Source organism: Candidatus Accumulibacter propinquus (genome assembly GCF_056856495.1).
The window spans coordinates 1,910,939-1,928,728 of sequence record NZ_JBSEHC010000003.1 but is presented as its reverse complement, the minus strand read 5'-3'; the positions used below and the strand labels follow the sequence as shown (position 1 = coordinate 1,928,728).

The following is a 17,790-nucleotide window of genomic DNA, read 5'->3' as shown; positions in this document are numbered from 1 at the left end:
GATGTGCAGCGACAGGCAAATCATGCGCCGGTCTGGACGACGCTGTCAACGGCTTATTGTCCATGATCGTCCGCGCGCTCAGGCGGAAGCAATCAGTTTGCGGATGTCCTCGACGCGCCAGACGGTGACACGCGGACCCAGCTTAACCGGCTGTGGAAAGCGTCCAGACTTGACACCAGACCACCAGCAGGACTTCTTGACGGGGATCAGCGGGGGTGTCGGCGGTTTCGCTTTGGGGTTGCCGATGATTTGCGGCAGGCGAAGGAAGCCTGTTTCTGGAATATCCATGTGCATCCGTCCTTGTACGTGTTTAGACGGGTGCATCCTATTTGACTCAATCTGTTAGCGTAACCGGCAGGTTCGTGCACAAAGCTGCCTCCGAACAGGAGGTTTAGTCAGTCATGCTGGTCTTCGATAGACTGAAAACAATGCCTCCACAACTCAAACCTAGGCTTGTAGCGACTCGCCTTCTGCAGATCCTTGACGAAGGCCTCGCCAAACTCACTTGCGATTTCATCCCATGTGGCGCCAGAGACAACGCGCTTACGGGCTGCCTCTTTTATTTTCGAGTCGGTTTCCGGACGCAGACCATTGGTTTTCAAAAGGCGATTGGTCACCAGTATTAGGATTTGCTGCAATGGATGGTCCGGCGGAACCGACACGGACACACCCTCGGCGATAATCACCCTCCGTTCGGAAATTGCATCAATCGCCAGATCGCGAATCCCCTCGAGGAATTCGCGCTCGTCTACTCTGATAGCGCCCCTTTCACGCGTTGCCATTGGTTCAGGAGCGGTCATGCGGCGCTTGTGATGGCGATCACTTCCGCCCCAGCCTTGAGCTTGCCCAGGTAATCCGCCCACTGGTGCATCATGGCGCGCCGATCCGCCAGAAACCTGGTCCGGTTGTAGGCACCGCCCAGGGCATCCGGTACCGCGTGCGCGAGTTGGTGCTCGATGACTTCGGGCTTGATGTGCAGTTCCTCGTGCAGGATCGTTCGCGCCATCGCCCTGAATCCGTGCCCGGTGATCTCGGTTCGGGTGTCGTACCCCATCCGGCGCAGCGCCGCATTGACGGCGGCCTCGCTCATGGCCTTGTGGGGATCTCGCCCAGGGAAGACATAGCGCCCGCTCCCGGTCAGGGCGTGCAGTTCGCGCAGGATCACCACTGCCTGCGGTGCCAGCGGTACCAGGTGTTCGGTCTTGGTCTTGGTGACCAGGTAGCGCCATTCGGCCTTGTCCAGGTCAATACCTGACCATTCCGCACGGCGCAGCTCGCCAGGTCGAACGAACAGCAGGGGGGCGAGCAACAGCGCGCTCTTGACCACGAACGTACCCCGGAAGCCATCGATGGCGCGCAGCAATTCGGCCGCTTCCTTCGGGGTGACGATTGCCGCGAAGTGGGTTTCCTTCGGCGCCGGGATCGCGCCTTTCAGATCGGGGCAGGGATCACGTTCAGCGTGGCCGGTGGCGATCGCGTAGCGGAAGGCCTGGCTGAGCTCGCTACGTACCCGGTGCGCTGTGTAGCGGGCGCCGCGATCGTCGATTCGCCGCAAGACAGCGAGCACATCGGGAGCGGTAATGTCGGTGATCAGTTTCGCCCCCAGCCAGGGGAATACATCGTTCACCATCCTCGCCAGCGTCTTGACATGCTGCGCCGGCTCCACCGTGCCCTTGCGCTGTTCGAGCCACTCGCGACAGATGTTCTCAAAGCAGTTCGCCGTCAACGCCAGCTTTGCCGCCTTGTCGGCCTTCCGATCGGCGCCGGGATCTGTGCCTTGGGCAATGAGCTTGCGCGCCGCCTCGCGCGCCTCACGGGCGTCCTTGAGGCTGACATCCGGATAGGTCCCGAGAGAGAGCAGCTTTTCCTTGCCGTCGAAGCTATACCGGAAGCGCCACCACTTGCCTCCCGCAGAGGTCACGATGAGAAATAGCCCGCGCTCGTCGTACATCTTGACGGGCCTCTCGCCGGGCTTGGCGTTGCGTACTGCGGTATCGGTGAGAGACATAACTGCCCCCATGGTCTACACTTCGCGTCGTCAGGAGTTACCCCGATGAGAGTTACCCCAGGGGTAAGTCCAGTTACCCCGAAAGTTACCCCTGCTTTTCTTTGGATGCTATTGGACGAAGTTACCCCACGATGGACGAAAAGACAATAAAAAACCCGCACTTGGCGGGTTATTTTGGCATCTATGGACTACCTTGGATTGCTTGTTGGTGCCGAGAGGGGGAATCGAACCCCCACGATGTTTCCACCGGCGGATTTTGAGTCCGCTGCGTCTACCGATTCCGCCATCTCGGCTTGGGATCACGGAGAGTGAGCCCGAAGAGGTAGCGATTATCGCCGATTCTCCCGCAGGCGACAAGCGCACCGATCAACATTCCTGGATTCCCTGGACGGCCCCCTCCGGACCTTGTGCCTTCCTTCGCTGACCACTCTTCGCATGCTCACGCTCGACGACTTCGACTTCGATCTACCCGGCGAACTGATCGCCCAGCACCCGACCAACGAACGCACCGGCAGCCGCCTGCTGCAACTCACGGACGGTGCCCTGCATGACCGCCGCTTCGGCGATCTGGCGGAACTGATCGAAGCCGGCGATCTCCTGGTGTTCAACGACACGCGCGTCATCCGGGCGCGCCTTTTGGGGCGCAAGGACAGCGGTGGGCAAATCGAGGTGCTGATCGAGCGCATCGTCGATGCCCGCTCACGCTCTGGCTCAAATCCGCGCCAGCAAATCGCCGAAACCGGGCAGCCGGATGGTTCTTGAAGAGACGATCCCATTGATCGTGCGCGGACGCAGCGGCCAGCAAGACGAGTTTTTCGAGCTGGAACTGGCCGGCGCCGGCAACCTGTGGGACTTGATCGATCGATACGGCCGCCTGCCGCTGCCTCCGTACATCAACCACGCCGCCGGCAGGGACGACGAGGCCCGTTATCAGACCGTCTTTGCCCGCCAGCCCGGCGCGGTCGCCGCGCCCACCGCCGGCCTGCATTTCGACGAGGCGCTGCTCGCGAAACTCGCCGCAGGCGGCGTCGACATCGCCTGGCTGACGCTGCACGTCGGTGCCGGAACCTTCCAGCCGGTGCGCGTGCAACAACTCGCCGAGCACCGGATGCACGCCGAGCGCTTCGAGATCCCGCCCGCCACCATTGCCGCCATCGCCCGCACGCGGGCGCGCGGCGGCCGGGTCGTCGCCGTCGGGACGACCAGCCTGCGTGCGCTGGAAGCGGCGGCGCAGCACGGCGAGTTGCACGCCGGGCTCGGCCGAGACCGACATCTTCATCACGCCGGGCTACCAGTTTCGTGTCGTCGACCGCCTGGTCACCAACTTCCACCTGCCAAAATCCACGCTACTGATGCTGGTTTCGGCTTTCGCCGGTATCGACACCATCCGCGGCGCCTATCGGCACGCAATCAGCCAGCGCTATCGCTTCTTCAGTTACGGCGACGCGATGCTGCTGACCCGCGAGCCAGGTTCCGCTGCCCACCACTTCCTGACACGGACCGTCCATGACTTCGACGCCCTTCAACGCCGACCGCCATCGAAAACCTCGATACGTCACGGCCTGACCGCCGACACATACAAGGTCGCACTGGTCAGCGCGCTGGCCTGGAGCTACCGAACACCCGCAGATCTGCACCGCCTGCTCGGTCTGTGCGCCCTGAAAACCAGCACCCGCAAGACCTTCACCGCCGGCGACGTCAAGACTGGCGATCAACCGAGCTGCGCGAGAAGGACCTGCTGAACAGCGATCAACAACGTCGGAACGGGCGTCCAGCTCGTGGATGTGCTGCGTTTGACCGCTATACCGCGAGTCTGCTGCGAGACGCAACCAGGGATCGGCACTGCTGCAGGCGCGTCGCCGCGACTCGACTATCTCGATTCCTCGCGATTGCCGGCTTCTACTGGCCACAGCAACAATCTGCCGACGGCCATCGCCTATCGTCCGCGCCAAAGCTCTTCTCGGGGGCACCGTAGCGAAGAGCTGCAGCGTCTCCGCAGCATTCTTGCGCGTTCGTTCGACTGGCGACAGCGTCCTCACCCAGGCAGTCCTGCTGCCATTCGACGGTCCCAGTTTCGAATTCCTCGACCCGGGCTGTCGCACCATCGTGACGCAAGAGGCCATTGCTCACGTCTGCGTGTTCTGGCTGCCGGAATACGAACCGCTAGCCGAATGGGCCTACCAGCAATTCACCAAGGATCCCGCCGGAGTCAGCAAGCAAACTGCGTTGCGCACTCGCCGAGCTCGCGCTTGTGGCGCGCCGACGCGCGTTCGGCTTGAAGCGCTGCTGGCGGATCTCGATGACGGCATGAGCGCCAGCCTGCGCGCCGTCATGCTGGTCATCGACGGCGAGTGGGCGGCCGGGCAAGCCGCTTTCGAAGCGGCGTTCAAGCTGCGCAAAAGCGAAATCGGCGGCACCAAGCGATTTGCTGCCCGACCGAGCTACGCCTGGCTCTATCCGCTATCGCTGCTCGCCCAGAAGACGCCGAAGCACCTCGATCTGGCGCGCAGAGTTCTGCCTCGGCGAATCCGGTAGCCGCAACCCCAGCCCCTATTTCGAGTGGGGACGCTGGGTTCATGCCATCGACGCTCGCCTCGGCCGCGTGCAGGTCGCCGTCGACGCCTTCCGGCCCCGGCGCGACGAATTGCAGCGGCCACAGCTCGACGCGCTATGGGCCATATTGCTTTCGGCCTGGCTGGGCAGCGAGGCCATCTCCCATGCCGACGATCAAGGGCCGGCCGTCGCCTGGGGCGACAGCATCGCCGAACTGCGCAGGCGACTGCAGGCCTGTCGGCTGCCGGCACTGCTCCACCTGCTGGCTGGCGCCGAAGGCGTGCTGCATGGCCGGCCGCCGCCGAGCCGTTTCTTCATCGCCGGCGCCGATCAGAAATGGCGAGAGGTGCTCAGCGCGCTGCAGGCACTCGGCGAGCAACCGAGTGGCGAAAGCAACGGTCAATCGACACGTCTGCTCTGGGAACTGGCGATCGGCAGCGACGGCGAACCGCTCGACATTTGCCCGCTCGAACAGAAGCGAACCCAGCGCGGCTGGGGCAAGCCGCGCACCGTGAGCCTGACGAGAATCGCCGGCAACCAGCAACTCGCACCGCACGACGCCAAGGTAGCGCGCGCCCTGCGCCCGCTACGCGGCTACAGCAACCGTTACCACCTCGATCTCGCGGCAGCCCTCGTCGCTCTGGTCGGCCACCCCGGCATCGTTCTCGCTGAAGCGCCGGAACAATTGATCGAGCTGACCGAAAGCAACCCGGAACTCGAACTGCTTCGGCAGGGGGAGCACTTCGTGATGCGCGTCGAGCCACCGCTGCGCGCGGTCCGCGAGCGCGACGACCATGACAGCATGGACGCCGAATGGCGCCGCGAGGCCGCCACACTACGCACCATGACGCTCATCAAGGACGCCCCGCAACGGCTGCGACTGGTGCGCTTCTCCGCAGCACAGCAGCAGGCCGCCCAGCTCGTTTCGGGACGCTTTGCCGTTCCCGCCGACGAACCCGGAATCCAGGCCGAGATCGACAAGGCCCTGCAGGCGCTGGCCGGGCATTTCCAGGTGCATGCCGACGCCGCACAGGCGGCCCGCGAGGTCGGCAGTGATTCGCGCCTGCGCGCCGAACTGTCACCGGTCGGCGACCATCTCATGCTCCGTCTCGTCGTCGCACCGCTGGGATCCGATGGCCCCCGGCTGCCACCGGCAAGCGGCCGGTTGCGGCTGATGGTCATGCTGCAAGGCGAATCGGTCGGCACCGAACGCGACCTCAACGCCGAGCGCCGGCATCTCGAAACGGTGCTCGACGCCCTGCCCTGCCTCGATGGTAGCGAAGGCCTCAGCGAATGGCTGATCGAAGACCCCGAGGAGGCTCTCGGCCTGGTCGAAACGCTGCCGACTCTGGCTGCGGTGGCCGCCGTCGAATGGCCCAAGGGCAAGAGCGTGCGCGTGCTTACCATCGATTCCCGGCAACTCGGGGTGACGGTCAAGCGCGAGCGCGACTGGTTTCACCTCTCCGGGCAGGCCAGTTTCGACGAAGGCCTGGTCGTACAACTCGAAACGCTGCTCTCGGCGGCACGCGACAAGTCACGCTTCGTGCCGATGGGGAACGGCGTCTACGCGGCATTGACCCGTTCGCTGAAACAGAAACTCAGCGACCTGGCCGCCGTGCTCGAACCCGAGAAGGGTGGCGGCAAGGCACCGACCATTGCCGCAGCCTGGCTCGACGAGGTTCTCGACGGCACCGAGCTCAGCGCCAGCCGCGATTTCCGCCAGGCCATCGAGCGCCTGCGCAAAGCCCAGGCCACCGAGCCGAAGCTGCCGACGCTGTTGCAGGCCAACCTGCGGCCGTATCAGGAAGACGGCTATCAATGGGCGGTGCGTCTGGCCACCGCCGGGATGGGCGGCTGCCTGGCCGACGACATGGGCCTGGGCAAGACGCTGCAGGCCCTCGGCGTCCTGCTCGAACGCGCCGCCGGCGGCGCGGCCCTGGTCATTGCCCCGACCTCGGTCTGCGGCAACTGGCTCGCCGAGACGCAGCGCTTCGCACCGACACTCAACGCCCGCATCTACGCCGAAGCGAGCGACAGCGAACGCGAAGAACTGGTCGCCGATGTCGGGCCGCAGGATCTCCTGATCGTTTCCTATACGCTACTGCAACTGGCGCAGGAGCGCTTCGCCGGCCGTACCTGGCACACCCTCATCGTCGATGAAGCGCAGGCGATCAAGAACGCCGCCGCCAAGCGCTCGCAGGCCGTGTTCGAACTCGCCGCCGACTTTCGTCTGGCGTTGACCGGGACACCCGTGGAGAACCGGCTTGGCGACCTGTGGTCGATCATGCGCTTTGCCAATCCGGGCTTGCTGGGCACCATCAATCGCTTCAACGAACGCTTCGCCGGGCCCATCGAGCGTAGCCGCGACCGCGAGGCGCAACACGTCCTCAAGCGCCTGATCGGTCCCTTCGTGCTGCGACGGACCAAGGCGGAAGTGTTGCAGGAACTGCCGCCTCGCACCGAACTGATCCTGACGGTCGCGCCGGAAGCTGCCGAAGCCGCGCACTATGAAGCCCTGCGCCGCGAAGCCGCGCGCGCAATCGACGCCACACTGGAGAGTACGCCTGAAGCGCAGGCGCACTTCAACATCCTCGCGCAACTGACGCGACTGCGCCGCGCCGCTTGCGACCCGCGTCTGTGCAGTCCGCAATTCGCCATCGCCGGCGCCAAGGTGCAGGCCTTTGCCGATCTCGCGGGCGAACTGATCGCCAACGGCCACAAGGCGCTGGTGTTCAGTCAGTTTGTCGACTTCCTGAAAGTCCTGCGCGAACCCCTTGACGCGGCAGGCGTCCGTTACCAGTACCTGGACGGCGCCACGCCCGCCGCCGAGCGCAGCCGCCGCGTCGCGGCGTTCCAGGGTGGCGACGGCGACCTCTTTCTGATCAGCCTCAAAGCCGGTGGTTTTGGCCTCAACCTGACCGCTGCCGACTATGTGGTCATCACCGACCCGTGGTGGAACCCGGCTGCCGAAGACCAGGCCATGGGCCGAGCACACCGCATCGGGCAATTGCGGCCGGTCACCGTATATCGCCTGGTCACCAAGGGCACTGTCGAGGAACGCATCGTCGGCCTGCACCACGAAAAGCGGGCGCTCGCGGAAAGCATCCTCGCCGAAGGCGAAGCCAGCGCCCTGCCTTCGACCGAAGATCTTGTCGCCCTGATCCGCGGGTAACGGGTGCACCATGAAGGGGCGACGCTGAGGTCTGCTCTTTACTCAGCGTCTTGGCCAGCGGGCGCGCCATTCAAGTGGTGCCTGATCGCGTGCTGCGGCTCGTCGCTGCCCGGCCTGTCGCACGCAGGTCTGTGCCTGGCGGACAAGCAACTCGTATAAGAGGTACTGCTACATCCCGCGGATGGGGATCACCGAGTCACACAGCGGTGAAATGTCGACTCCGTGCCCGTGCAACCCCCGAGATCAACTCCGGCGACGGCGCGCGCAGGCCAGCCCGGTCAGGCCGAGACCCAGGAGTGCCAGTGAGGCAGGCTCGGGTGCCGAGGAGTGTCCGTCAAAGCTGATTTCGCTGACGAAGGTCCAGCCACCGAACGCCTGGTCGAACTCGATGGTGTGGCTGTTGCCGAGCAGACCCAAACCGGTGAAGCTGACCGAGCCGACGGAGCCGATCGCTGGCGGGGTAAATACCAGGCTGAGGCCGTCGATCAGGATTGCCGCCGGGGAGTAGACACCACCGACCCAGGTGTTGTCCAGCTGGATGGTAACCGTGTCAATCACCGGCGCGCCGGCGAATTTGAAGGGGATCACCGTGTTCGACAGAACCGGAGTCGCCAGCCTCTGAACTTGGGTATACTGTCTCGCCAGCTCCCTGTGAACGACGAACCCACCGCGGCACGCCATCCCTCCCCGGTGATGGCAGACAAGCGCACATGCCGAAGACCAGGCAGACGACTCGAACCGGTCATCTCCTCTTGGCATTCCACCACTCACCCGTCTTGGTTTTCAGTCATGGCCATAACGCGCTGCAACAAGTGCGCCCACCTGCAGGAACAGCCCGACGACCAGCTCGGCATCACGGTCGCCTGCCCCCGCTGCGGCAATCCGACTCCGGTTTACAGCACTCTGTTCTTTGTTGGCAAGCTGCTCGAAAAGTATTTCTCTGCCCAGCGCGAGATTCTCCGCCTGCAAGCACAAACCATGGCCGGCAACCCACAATCACCAGGCGCACAGCCGCAGGCGCTGGACGCAATCCATCTCTCCAATACCGACCACCTCGCTTGTGAACAGCAGCACGAGCCCATCGTCGACTGGTTCGGCCGCAAGCAGATCAAGGTCCAGGCCAATCTCCGCGGGGTCGATACCACAGGCTTTTTCGACGAAGTGGCGATGCTCATCGGCGCCAACCTGCCGGTCTTGAAAGAGGTACTCGAACGCATTCGCTGGGCGCAGCAGAAGGCCTATACAAGCACGACGATCGCCTTCGACAAGAAATCGCCGGAGGATGTGCAGGCCATTGCCAGCTTCTGCCAGCAACTCTACGATTTCTCTTTTGTGGCCAAGTACCTGCCCAACCGGCAGAAAAACAATGTCCTGCTGGCCCTGCAAACGGCCCCGACCATTCGCGATTTCTTCAACGGCGAATGGCTGGAATGGTTTGCCCTGATGACTTGCCTGGAATACGGCAAGGAACGCCAGAAACGCTTCTCCTGTGCGCGCAACCTGAGTATCACGCTGACCAACAACGAATCCCATGAACTCGATGTCTTCATGCTGATCGATGGCCAGATACCCGTCTGCATCGAGTGCAAGACCGGTGAATTCCGTCATGACATTGACAAATATCTCAACATGCGCAAGCGCCTTGGCGTCAGCGGAAAGAACGTGGTGATGTGCGTCGCCGGCCTCAGCGACGAACACGCCAAGGGACTGACCGCGATGTACGACCTGACTTTCGTCAACGAACGGGATCTGTCAACCCACTTGACGCGCCTGTACTGACGCCCACCACGAATGGCACTCCACAGCACGAACCATTTGCGCGGCAATCGGTGGGCTGCTGCGCTGCCGACCAGATTTGGCAGGTCGGCTGGTGGCGGAATCAGTTCACCGGACTTGATCAGGCACAAAAAAAACCCCGGACGCGCCGGGGTCTGGTTGGTGCCTGGTGCCGCACTAAAGTGTCAGCGTTTGTTTTTCCGTTTGGCCGATGCCAGACCGAGCAAGCCCAGTCCGAAGAGCGCCAGCGTTGCGGGTTCGGGTACGCTGGATACCGTATTGGTAAACGAGAAGCTCAGGTCGTTGAAATCGAAAGGCCCGTTGAAGAGGTCTTCAAAGCTGACCAGAGTCGTATTGGGCTCCCAGTTCGCCTGCACACGCGCATGCGCATGGCTGTCCGGGTTGCGGCTGGCGGCGCCGGTGAAGAAGTCATCGTCCGTGTTATTGACATGCAGGCGAAACTCCAGCTCGGTGCCAGGGGCAAAAGCGCCGAGGTTTACGGTGCTGCCTACCGCCGAGGAGTGATTGTTGAAGATAAACACGTCATTGGACAGATTGCCGTCATCACCCGGTTTGCCGGCAGCGCCATCCCACATCAGATACAGGTCGTTGCTGAAGGAAGCGGAATTGCCCTGATAGGTAGCGACGATGTCACTGGTCCCGCCCACCAGAACAGAGGCCCCTTCGCCGGAACTGGCAATCGGAAAAGCATTTGCGACGGTGGCAAACGTGGCGACGGCCAAAGACCCCAGCGTCAGGGCCAAAGTACGCAGTGCGGTCATTTGCATATCTCCTTATTTGTGTCGGGCATTTCGAACCCACGGACAGGCGTGTTCGACAAGAGTTGGTCTTTGGGAATAATCATGTGCAGACTTGAACACGACATGTCCTGTAACAGAAGCACGGTTATTGCCCCGCTACACAAACAAAAGCAAACTTCATGCCATAGTTTGAAAGCATCATGGGAAGATGTTTTATATCCGATTGTTATGCAACCCATGCCGGAGCCACCACGTGACCGCCGGGTTCGATATGCGGTGCATCTGTAAGAAAAGTCGACAGGAATCGAGCAAGGCTGTGCCGCTGTGCCGACTTATGCCGGGAGGGTGCTGCGGCAGGTCAACCGACGCTTTTGCATCCAATTTCCTCAGACGGCCTACTGCAAGTGGACGGAAAGCGTCGTACCCGCATCACCGATCCGGCAGACTCATCCACTGAACTGCCGAGTCAGGGCGGCAGCGCTCGCCGCGAGTTGCTCAAGGTTCGGAACCTGGCCGTCCGGCGTGACGCGATCGACCACTTCCGGCAACAGTTGCGACAGTCCCTCGGATGCCTCGGCTTCGCTCACTCCCGCCTGCTGCGCGACCTGCGCCAGCGCTTCGCCGCCGAACACTTGCGCGATGGCGGCGGGCGAGATCGGCAGGTTCTGACCGCCCCCCACCCATGAACTCACCTGCTCGCCGAAGCCGGCACGCTGGAACTGTTCCAGCAGACTGCCCAATCCTCCCGCACCACCCGCGCCACCGGCGAGCACGCCACCCAGGACCGCACCCACACCACCGCCCCCGGAGTTGCCACCGGCACCACCAAGCAGCCCCCCGAGAACATCGCCAAGCCCACCACCCTGACCACCATGCCCACCCAGAACGCCACCGAGCAGGTCACCTAGGCCACCGCCACCGGCAGCCGTTCCGCCCTGTCGATTCATCAGCATTCCCAGCAGCACCGGCAGCAACGCCATCAGCACACGGTTGCCACCGCCCACCCCACTCACAACTGGCGACGGCTGCCCGGTGTCCGTCGAATTTCCCAAAACCTCACCCAAGATGCCATCCAGCAGACCCATGCCACGCTCCTTTATCGTCGTCCGTTAAACTGCTTGGTGCCCGCACCGCTCCGCGTCGCATTGGCGCGGCAAGACTGCGACCACCTGCTCCAATCATGCACACTCACAATGATGACAGGCCGCAATCAGAAATCAACCTTGCCGCTCTCCCAGACCGCGTGTCAACAACACGCACTTCGGACAACAGGCCCGCGACCGCTCCCGTCTACGAACCGCTGGCAGCGAAACGGGCGACGATGGCGTTGTGGCGGACCGGCCAGTCGCGCAACGCCACATCGCCACCGCCAAACACGGCTTCGATGAAAGCCGCCGAGAGTTCCCTGGTCGCCGCCTTCACCTGCGGGTTCAGCGCGACTCCACCAGTGCCGGAGCGATCGGTGAACATGCTGTGCGAGCCACCCGCGAACACGGCCAGGATCTTGCGCCCGCCGGACATCGCCTCATAGACGGCGATACGATCTTCCGCGCCAGAGTAGTAGCCGGGAAGGCGAATGATGTCCTCGGTGGCGGTGATGTGCAGCGTCGGCACCGGAATGTCGGCGAGTATTCTCGCCGTATCGGTTTCGCCGTAGAACGGTGGCGACGATAACAGGATCGCGGCCCCTAGTCGTCGGTCGACAAGGTCGAGGACGCCGCCGTTGCGCTCGACGCGTGCGCCAACCGCCAGCATGACGGTATTGGCGCCGTAGGAATGCCCGGCGGCGACGATGCGTGCGGGGTCGATTCTCTGTCCCACTTCCGGAAGGTCGAGAACCTGGTCGAGCGCGAAACGAAGATCATGCACCCTGGCGATGGCTTCGTCGGCCTGGGCAGCGCCGTGCAGGCGCGCCACCAGATTGAAGACATTGCCGGACCACAGCGAGCGGTCGCTGCCGACATGCTGCACGTGCAGGCTGGCATAACCGCGGCTGGCCCAATAGCCGCCAAGATAGCTGTAGCCGCGCCGCGAGCCGCCGATGCCGTGTGAAAAGACGACCAGTGGCTGCACCCGCGTGCCTGCCGGCTGGGCGGGGAGATACAGTCGCACTGGTACGGCACGGTTGCGTCTGGTGTCGAACCAGTCGTAATCCTGGGTAACGACCGCCGCGAGGCCGACGTCGAGCGCCGCGCCCGTTGCCTCCGTAACGACAGGCACAGGATGCTGCGCATCCACCACCTCCTGCGCGGCGAGACGGGCGGAAGCGAGAGAGACCACCGCAAGCGCCGCCCCAATGGCAACGGCGGTTCGCAACGAATGGCGCCAGGAGAGAGTACTCATGGATTCGATGATACCTGAGGGATGACGTGATCGAGCCAATTGATGATTGAAGCGTGGATCGCGCCGAACGCGGGAAGCATGTTGACCATCACGTCAACCCGAAGGTTCGGGTTGAGCACCCTTCGGCGCGAAGACCAGTGGTCGCGCTACTGGCAAGCCTCGCGGGAAATGTCGAGATCGGAGTCAGGCGCCGGGGGTAGCTGCAGCATAATGCCGGAAAAGTGCCTGTTATGGGCAAAGCGCTGGGATGCAGGGGAGCCGGGAAGACGAATGGTACAGGTTCTTCAAAAAATACTGCGGAAAGCTATACTGCAAAACCAGTGCAGTGGGGTGTAGATGCGCATCGCTGATCCTCTCCAGTTTCGAGAAATTTCTCATTTCTTCAACAAATCAATGCGTTTCATTACATATGCGGAAACAACAAGAGGTAAAGGAAACCTCAGGATCGGCCCACACTCCAATGATGCAACAGTACCTGCGCATCAAGGCCGAGCATCCGGGCATCCTGTTGTTTTACCGGATGGGCGATTTCTACGAGCTGTTCTTCGAAGACGCGGAGAAAGCGGCGCGGTTGTTGGACATCACCTTGACGACGCGCGGCCAGTCGGCCGGGCAACCGATCAGGATGGCCGGCGTGCCCTACCACGCCGTCGAACAGTATCTGGCCAAGCTGGTCAGGCTCGGAGAATCGGTCGTTATCTGCGAGCAGGTCGGCGACCCGGCAACCAGCAAGGGGCCGGTTGAACGTGCCGTTGCACGTATCGTTACTCCCGGCACGCTGACCGACGCGGCGCTGCTCGACGAAAAACGCAACACCCTGCTGCTCGCGGTATACACCACCAGGCAACTGGCCGGCCTGGCCTGGATCAATCTGGCCAGCGGCGAGTTCCGGGTCTGCGAAGTCGCGCCGGGGCGGCTGGCCTCGACTCTCGAACGCATCCGTCCGGCCGAAATCATTGCCCCGGAGGGTCTGGCACTCGGTTTCACCGCTGAGGTTGCGCTGACCCGTCAGCCCGACTGGCATTTCGACGTTGAAGCGGCGGGGCGCGAACTGCGTGCGCACTTCGCGACCACTTCGCTGGCCGGCTTCGGCGCCGACGGGCTGCGACCAGCGATCGCTGCTGCCGGGGCACTGCTGCGCTACGCCAGGGCGACCCAGACGCGCGCCCTGCCGCATCTGCGCGCGCTGATCGTCGAACGCGACGCCACATTCCTCGGGCTCGACATGGCGACGCGGCGCAACCTCGAACTCACCGAAACCTTACGGGGCCAGGCCGCGCCGACGCTGTACAGCCTGCTCGACAACTGCATCACTTCCATGGGCTCGCGGCTGCTGCGGCACGCTCTGCACCATCCGCTGCGCGACCCGGCGATCCCTGCCGCCCGGCACGCGGCGGTTGCCATGCTCCTGGACGACGGTGGCCGCACGCTGCGTGATTTGCGCCAGGCCATGCGCGGCTTTGCCGATATCGAACGTATCGCCGGGCGCATTGCGCTCTACAGCGCCCGCCCGCGCGACCTTTCGAGCCTGCGCGACAGCCTGCAGCGGCTGCCCGAACTGCGCACGCTGCTGGCAGCCGCGGCGGCGGTACCATTACTCGCCGAACTCAGCGCGCAACTGGCTACCCCGGACGCCGCGCTCGACCTGCTGAACCATGCCATCCTGCCAGAACCGGCGGCACTGATTCGTGACGGCGGCGTGATCGCCAACGGTTTCGACCCCGATCTCGACGAACTGCGCGCGCTCAACGACAACTGCGGCGCATTCCTCGTCGAACTCGAAACACGCGAACGCGCACGCACGGGTATCGCCAACCTGAAGGTCGAATACAACCGCGTGCACGGATTCTATATCGAAGTCAGCAACGCCAATGCCACGCGCGTGCCTGACGACTACCGTCGCCGCCAGACGCTGAAAAACGCCGAGCGTTACCTGACACCCGAGCTCAAGGCTTTCGAGGACAAGGCCCTGTCAGCGCAGGACCGTGCGCTGGGGCGAGAAAAGCTGCTGTACGATGGCGTCCTGACTGCGCTGCAGGGCGACCTGCCACAACTGCAACAGGTCGCTCAGGCCATCGCCAGCCTCGATCTGCTGGCCGGCTTCGCCGCGACGGCGCAATTGCGCGACTACTGTCGGCCGCTGTTTTCATCGGAACCTGGACTGCTGATCGAGGGGGGCAGACACCCCGTCGTCGAAGACCAGCTTGGCGGTGGTGAGACCTTCATCGCCAACGAGACCCGCCTTGCCGACGAGCGACGGCTGTTGTTGATCACCGGTCCGAACATGGGCGGCAAATCGACCTACATGCGACAGACGGCGCTGATCGCCCTGCTCGCGCATGTCGGCAGCTATGTGCCGGCGACGCGGGCGGTGCTCGGCCCGCTCGACCAGATCTTTACCCGCATTGGCGCGGCCGACGATCTGGCCGCCGGGCGCTCGACCTTCATGGTCGAAATGACCGAATCGGCGGCCATCCTGCATCACGCCAGTGAACACAGCCTGGTGCTGATGGACGAGGTCGGACGCGGCACTTCGACTTTCGACGGCATGGCACTGGCTTTCGCCATCTGTCGCCATCTGCTCGAGAAGAACCGCTGCCTGACGCTGTTTGCCACCCATTACTTCGAGTTGACACTGCTTGCCAACGAATACGCCAGCCTCGCCAACGTGCATCTGGATGCCATCGAACACGGTGAGCATATCGTCTTCCTGCATGCCGTCGAGGATGGCCCGGCCAATCAGAGCTACGGGATTCAGGTTGCCGCACTGGCCGGCATTCCCGCGGCGGTGGTGAAAGCCGCCCGGCGGCAGTTGCGCGAGTTCGAGCAACGCGCTTCGATAAACCCGCTGCAGCCGGATTTGTTTGCCACTTCGCTGGCCGACGCGGCCGACGCGCGCGCGGCACCGATCCACCCCGCCGTCGAACGGCTGCACGCGATCGATCCCGATCGACTGACGCCCCGTGAGGCCCTCGACGCCCTTTATGAACTGAAAGCACTGCTACCGTGACTCACCGCTTGATGTGTCGGCCCCTGCAAACCCTGCTGGCCGGCATTGGCCTGCTGCTGGCCGGATACCTGCACGCCGAGACCTGGCGCTTCGCGGTCATAGGCGATACGCCGTACAACGAATACGAACGCCGCGAACTACCACGCATGCTCGACGACATCGCGGCGGAGAATCCCAGCTTCATCGTTCATGCCGGCGACTTCAAGGAGGGCAAGGCGGTCTGTAGCGACGAACTGTTCATTGAACGTCGGATGCTTTTCGACACCTCCAGCGTGCCGCTGCTCTATGTCCCCGGTGACAACGAATGGACCGACTGCCGCCGCCTGCCCGCTGGCCACTTCGACCCAGTCGAACGCCTGCAGAAACTGCGGGAGACATTTTTCGCCACGCCGCGTTCACTCGGCAGCAAGACCTTGCCGGTCGAGCGGCAGGCGGGGGCCTACCCCGAACATCTGCGCTGGCGCCTCGGGCCGGTGCTGTTCGTATCGCTCAATGTGCCTGGACCCGACAACAACTACGGCCTGGGCCAAGCCCCGAGCGACGAGTTCCTGGCACGCAACCCGGTGCTCATCGATTGGTTGCGGCAGGGATTTGCCACGGCGCGGCGCGAGCACGCGGCCGGCATGGTGATTGTCATGCAGGCCAACCCGGGCTTCCGACACCATGCTGCGGGCCTGACGCACGCCGGCTTCCGCGCGCTGCTGGAAGTGCTGAGCAGCGAGAGCCTGGCTTTCCCAGGTCAGGTCCTGCTGGTACACGGCGACACGCACTGGCAACGGATCGACCATCCGCTGCGCGATCCGTCGTCGCATCTGCCGATCGCCAACTTCACTCGCCTGGAAACCTTCGGCTATCCGCTGATGGGCTGGGTGAAGGTGATCGTCGACGACGAGCATCCGCGACTCTTCCGCTTCGAGGTGCATCCCTACCGGCGTCGCTGACTGTAGCGTCAAAAGGCCATCGACAGCTGCGACAGCAGGCCCTAGACTTGAATTGTTCAATCGTCTCAGGAGAGGTGAACCATGAAACTGATCGCCTTGCTGCACTCGGCATTGGCTGCCGCCCTCCTCTGCGCCACGCCGTTGACCACCGCCGCCGAGATCGTCGTCGGCCAGATCGCGGCCTTCACTGGTCCCCTGGCGCCGACGGGAACGCACATGCGGGCAGGTGCACAACTCTACTTCGACGCGGTCAACGCCGATGGCGGCATCCACGGCGCGACGATTCGCCTGATCTCCAGGGACGACGGCTACAAGAGCGAGGAAACGGTTCGGCTGGCACGCGAAATGATCAGGGAGGCGCAGCCCCTGGCCTTCATCGGCTTTGTCGGCACGGGCAACGTCGAGGCCATTCTCGAACAGAAGGTCCTCAGCGAAGCCGGCATTCCGCTGCTCGCGGTGCGATCCGGCGCCGAGACCCTGGTCCGAAAGAACGACCCGTTTCTGTTCATGACCCGCGCCAGCTACGCCGAAGAAATCGAAAAGATCACCGAGCAATACGTCACCACCGGCTACACCCGCTTTGCCGTGTTGTACCAGGACGACGCTTTCGGCCAGGGTGCCCTGGTCAGCGCCGAGCAGGCCATCGGCAAGGCAGGCGGAGTACTGGTGGCCAAGGGAGCCTACGAGAAGAACACGACCAATGTCGGCGATGCCGTCAAGAGCATCGCCGCCGCCAAACCGCAGGCGGTCATCATGCTCGCCAACACGGCGGCCAGTGCCGAGTTCCTGAAGCGGTCACGCGAAGCGGGCAACCTTGCCCAATTTGTTGCGCTGTCGGTGACCGATGCCGCCCAGATCGTGCAACGCATCGGCGCCGACAAGGCCGAAGGACTCGCGCTCACGCAGGTTGTCCCTGATCCGAACAGTCGCACCGTGACCCTGATCCGCGAGATACAGGGCAACTTCGCGAAATTCAAACCGCAGGAGGTGACCCTGAACCACACCTTCGTCGAGGGCTATCTTGGGGCAAAGGTGCTCGGCGAGGCCTTGCGTCGAGCTGGCCCAAACCCAACGCGCAAGAAGGTGCGCGATGCCCTCGAAGCGATCAGGAACTACGACGCCGGTGATGTCTTCATCAGCTTCTCCCCAAAGCGGCATGCCGGCTCGCGCTTCGTCGACATCACCATTCTCAATCGCGCTGGCAAGCTGTTGCGCTAGGCAAGCTC

14 protein-coding genes, 1 tRNA gene and 1 pseudogene are annotated in these 17,790 nt (G+C 63.3%); 8 read left to right on the top strand and 8 right to left on the bottom strand.

Annotation, left to right across the window (positions count from 1 at the left end):
• Window positions 1–78: 78 nt before the first annotated feature.
• The 4 genes from AC15MQ_RS14665 to AC15MQ_RS14650 form a co-directional block, all read right to left on the bottom strand.
• Window positions 79–294 carry a helix-turn-helix transcriptional regulator gene (locus AC15MQ_RS14665; RefSeq protein ID WP_483080486.1) on the bottom strand — a complete coding sequence of 72 codons (216 nt, stop codon included), beginning with the start codon at window positions 292–294 and terminating at the stop codon, window positions 79–81.
• Between the two features lie 101 nt (window positions 295–395).
• Entirely contained in the window at window positions 396–800 is a 405-nt protein-coding gene (locus AC15MQ_RS14660) for a hypothetical protein (protein WP_483080485.1), read from the bottom strand.
• A complete protein-coding gene (locus tag AC15MQ_RS14655) occupies window positions 797–2,008 on the bottom strand; it encodes a tyrosine-type recombinase/integrase (protein ID WP_483080484.1) in 1,212 nt (403 codons plus the stop codon). The genes AC15MQ_RS14660 and AC15MQ_RS14655 overlap by 4 nt, the downstream gene beginning before the upstream one ends.
• Before the next feature lie 206 nt (window positions 2,009–2,214).
• Window positions 2,215–2,301 (bottom strand) — tRNA-Leu (locus AC15MQ_RS14650).
• 142 nt (window positions 2,302–2,443) lie between these two features.
• Here AC15MQ_RS14650 and queA point away from each other — a divergent pair.
• From queA to AC15MQ_RS14630, 4 genes and pseudogenes are all read left to right on the top strand, one after another.
• Window positions 2,444–3,474 (top strand): annotated as a pseudogene (gene queA / locus AC15MQ_RS14645) (tRNA preQ1(34) S-adenosylmethionine ribosyltransferase-isomerase QueA); the annotation flags it as partial.
• Entirely contained in the window at window positions 3,457–3,750 is a 294-nt protein-coding gene (locus tag AC15MQ_RS14640; RefSeq protein ID WP_483080664.1) for a hypothetical protein, read from the top strand. The pseudogene queA and the gene AC15MQ_RS14640, both read left to right, overlap by 18 nt.
• Before the next feature lie 262 nt (window positions 3,751–4,012).
• The gene (locus AC15MQ_RS14635; protein ID WP_483080483.1) at window positions 4,013–4,543 is read left to right on the top strand and encodes a hypothetical protein; all 531 of its coding nucleotides are present in this window, start codon (window positions 4,013–4,015) and stop codon (window positions 4,541–4,543) included.
• A gap of 67 nt (window positions 4,544–4,610) precedes the next feature.
• Window positions 4,611–7,733, top strand: coding sequence for a DEAD/DEAH box helicase (locus AC15MQ_RS14630; RefSeq protein ID WP_483080482.1), 3,123 nt, complete (start codon window positions 4,611–4,613; stop codon window positions 7,731–7,733).
• 243 nt (window positions 7,734–7,976) lie between these two features.
• On the opposite strand, the gene AC15MQ_RS14625 is transcribed toward AC15MQ_RS14630, so the two are convergent.
• The gene (locus AC15MQ_RS14625) at window positions 7,977–8,291 is read right to left on the bottom strand and encodes a PEP-CTERM sorting domain-containing protein (protein ID WP_287651897.1); all 315 of its coding nucleotides are present in this window, start codon (window positions 8,289–8,291) and stop codon (window positions 7,977–7,979) included.
• Between the two features lie 231 nt (window positions 8,292–8,522).
• On the opposite strand from AC15MQ_RS14625, the gene AC15MQ_RS14620 reads away from it, so the two are divergent.
• A complete protein-coding gene (locus AC15MQ_RS14620; RefSeq protein ID WP_287651898.1) occupies window positions 8,523–9,512 on the top strand; it encodes a hypothetical protein in 990 nt (329 codons plus the stop codon).
• 182 nt (window positions 9,513–9,694) lie between these two features.
• Here the strand turns inward: AC15MQ_RS14620 and AC15MQ_RS14615 are convergent, their stop codons facing one another.
• From AC15MQ_RS14615 to AC15MQ_RS14605, 3 genes are all read right to left on the bottom strand, one after another.
• Window positions 9,695–10,291: a PEP-CTERM sorting domain-containing protein gene (locus tag AC15MQ_RS14615; RefSeq protein ID WP_483080481.1), complete on the bottom strand. Its 597-nt coding sequence runs from the start codon at window positions 10,289–10,291 to the stop codon at window positions 9,695–9,697.
• A gap of 425 nt (window positions 10,292–10,716) precedes the next feature.
• Entirely contained in the window at window positions 10,717–11,355 is a 639-nt protein-coding gene (locus AC15MQ_RS14610; RefSeq protein WP_287669729.1) for a YidB family protein, read from the bottom strand.
• A gap of 205 nt (window positions 11,356–11,560) precedes the next feature.
• On the bottom strand, window positions 11,561–12,613 hold the full coding sequence (locus AC15MQ_RS14605) for an alpha/beta hydrolase family protein (protein ID WP_483080480.1): 1,053 nt from the start codon (window positions 12,611–12,613) through the stop codon (window positions 11,561–11,563).
• A gap of 460 nt (window positions 12,614–13,073) precedes the next feature.
• Here AC15MQ_RS14605 and mutS point away from each other — a divergent pair, with 460 nt between their 5' ends.
• The 3 genes from mutS (at window position 13,074) to AC15MQ_RS14590 (ending at window position 17,782) form a co-directional block, all read left to right on the top strand.
• Window positions 13,074–15,623 (top strand): DNA mismatch repair protein MutS, encoded by a 2,550-nt coding sequence (gene mutS, locus AC15MQ_RS14600; protein WP_483080479.1) that lies wholly within the window; start codon window positions 13,074–13,076, stop codon window positions 15,621–15,623.
• Window positions 15,620–16,564, top strand: coding sequence for a metallophosphoesterase (locus tag AC15MQ_RS14595; RefSeq protein ID WP_483080478.1), 945 nt, complete (start codon window positions 15,620–15,622; stop codon window positions 16,562–16,564). Before mutS ends, AC15MQ_RS14595 begins: the two co-directional genes overlap by 4 nt.
• A gap of 81 nt (window positions 16,565–16,645) precedes the next feature.
• On the top strand, window positions 16,646–17,782 hold the full coding sequence (locus tag AC15MQ_RS14590; protein WP_483080477.1) for an ABC transporter substrate-binding protein: 1,137 nt from the start codon (window positions 16,646–16,648) through the stop codon (window positions 17,780–17,782).
• Window positions 17,783–17,790: the final 8 nt, after the last annotated feature.

Coding starts and splice junctions, on each gene's coding strand:
- AC15MQ_RS14605 (WP_483080480.1), bottom strand. CDS start 12,613: ATGAGTACTCTCTCCTGGCGCCATTCGTTGCGAACCGCCGTTGCCATT.
- mutS (WP_483080479.1), top strand. CDS start 13,074: ATGATGCAACAGTACCTGCGCATCAAGGCCGAGCATCCGGGCATCCTG.
- AC15MQ_RS14665 (WP_483080486.1), bottom strand. CDS start 294: ATGCACATGGATATTCCAGAAACAGGCTTCCTTCGCCTGCCGCAAATC.
- AC15MQ_RS14660 (WP_483080485.1), bottom strand. CDS start 800: ATGACCGCTCCTGAACCAATGGCAACGCGTGAAAGGGGCGCTATCAGA.
- AC15MQ_RS14620 (WP_287651898.1), top strand. CDS start 8,523: ATGGCCATAACGCGCTGCAACAAGTGCGCCCACCTGCAGGAACAGCCC.
- AC15MQ_RS14590 (WP_483080477.1), top strand. CDS start 16,646: ATGAAACTGATCGCCTTGCTGCACTCGGCATTGGCTGCCGCCCTCCTC.
- AC15MQ_RS14640 (WP_483080664.1), top strand. CDS start 3,457: ATGCTGCTGACCCGCGAGCCAGGTTCCGCTGCCCACCACTTCCTGACA.
- AC15MQ_RS14615 (WP_483080481.1), bottom strand. CDS start 10,291: ATGACCGCACTGCGTACTTTGGCCCTGACGCTGGGGTCTTTGGCCGTC.
- AC15MQ_RS14655 (WP_483080484.1), bottom strand. CDS start 2,008: ATGTCTCTCACCGATACCGCAGTACGCAACGCCAAGCCCGGCGAGAGG.
- AC15MQ_RS14610 (WP_287669729.1), bottom strand. CDS start 11,355: ATGGGTCTGCTGGATGGCATCTTGGGTGAGGTTTTGGGAAATTCGACG.